At 72.1% G+C, this 1,358-nt stretch carries 3 protein-coding genes; 2 read left to right on the forward strand and 1 reads right to left on the reverse strand.

Annotated elements, in window-relative coordinates:
- The coding region (locus G6023_RS11375; RefSeq protein WP_182635563.1) for an alpha/beta fold hydrolase at window positions 1-518 on the reverse strand (518 nt) is incomplete at its 3' end.
- A 112-nt stretch (window positions 519-630) separates the two neighbouring features.
- Here G6023_RS11375 and G6023_RS16180 point away from each other — a divergent pair.
- The gene (locus tag G6023_RS16180; protein ID WP_069389855.1) at window positions 631-1,164 is read left to right on the forward strand and encodes a MarR family winged helix-turn-helix transcriptional regulator; all 534 of its coding nucleotides are present in this window, start codon (window positions 631-633) and stop codon (window positions 1,162-1,164) included.
- Window positions 1,165-1,173: 9 nt separating this feature from the next.
- Window positions 1,174-1,358: SDR family NAD(P)-dependent oxidoreductase (locus G6023_RS11385; protein WP_182635565.1), on the forward strand; the 185-nt coding region annotated here is incomplete at its 3' end.

The raw sequence follows: 1,358 nt of genomic DNA on the forward strand, positions 1-1,358 counted from the left end.
ATGGCCGCGGCCTCCGCCGGGTACCGCCACGGGCGGGCGCAGAACACCGCCATCATCACCGCGCGTCCGGCGGCCCGCTCGGTCAGGGCCGGGGTGTGGCGGCCGATCCGGCCCGCCGCCCGGCGGAGACTCCGGAAGACGCTCACCGTGTAGCGCCACTCGGCGTGCGAGCGGAAGAACCCGGCGGGCGACAGCGCGGTGACGCTGCTCGCCAGTCCGCGGGCGCCGAGCTCCAGCGCGAGGAAGCCCCCCAGGGAGTTGCCGGCGATGTGGGGGCGCTCCCCGGCCGGGACGACCTCCTCCAGGAGGCCGACGAGCTCGGAGACGTAGTAGTCGAGCACGTCGCCGGTGTCTGGCAGATCCGCGGACCTGCCGTGGCCGGGCAGGTCCACGACCACCACGCGGAAACGGTCCGCGAGCAGCGGCACGACCGGATCCCAGGCGTGCGCCCGGTGGCACACGCCGTGCAGTAGGACGATGGTCGGGCCGGCCCCGGTGATCTGGTGATACAAACCCATGCGATCAGTATCCACCCCGGGACGAGGTGGCGCCCCATGACGGGAGAAGTTCGGCCTAGATTCGGTGCCGCGAGGCTTCCGGGGCGGAAGCCGGTGTCGAGGGAGCAGGGTCATGGAGACGACGACGAGCGATCCGGCGATACGGGAAGGTGAGCCCGGGCGGGGACTCGCCGAGAAGTTCCGACCCATCCTGTTGCGCCTGGACCTGCTTGTCCGCCGGCAGAGCACCCAGTACGCGCTGAGTCGCGCGCAGACCTCGATCCTGCACACCCTGGCCTGCCACGGGAGGCTGCGGATGTCGGACCTCGCCCGACTCGAGAACGTCCGCGTACCGACCACCAGCAATTCGGTGAGCGTCATCGAGGCCATGGGGTACGTCGAGCGCGAACCCGACGCCTCCGACCGACGCGGGGTCTGTGTCCGCCTCACCGACCTCGGTCGGGCCCGCATCGAACAGGTCCTCGCCGATCGTGACCGGGACTTCGCCGAGCGGATGTCCTATCTGAGCCCCGAACACCGCGATCTGCTCTCCTCGGCGGTGCCCGCCCTCACCGCCCTCCTCGACGCCTTCGACGGCGATGTCGACGCCCTTCCCGACTCTCAGCAGTCCGACCCGCAGCACTCCGACGCCCCCCGGTCCGTCTAGCCTCGGGGCATGAGCACGGTTCTCGTCACCGGCGCCTCCCGCGGGATCGGGGCGGCGACCGCCCGCACGCTGTCCGCCCACCACGACCTGGTCCTCGTGGGCAGGGACGTCGACGCGCTGCGGGCCGTGGCCGCTGACTGCCGCTCAGCCCGGGTGGTGGAGGCCGACCTCACCACCGGCGACGGGGTCGCGCG

This window comes from Dietzia sp. DQ11-71, assembly GCF_014144995.1.
GTDB lineage: Bacteria > Actinomycetota > Actinomycetes > Mycobacteriales > Mycobacteriaceae > Dietzia > Dietzia kunjamensis.

Bases quoted from the DNA above. Each gene is read 5' to 3' on its own strand.
- G6023_RS16180 (WP_069389855.1), top strand. From the start codon at position 631: ATGGAGACGACGACGAGCGATCCGGCGATACGGGAAGGTGAGCCCGGG.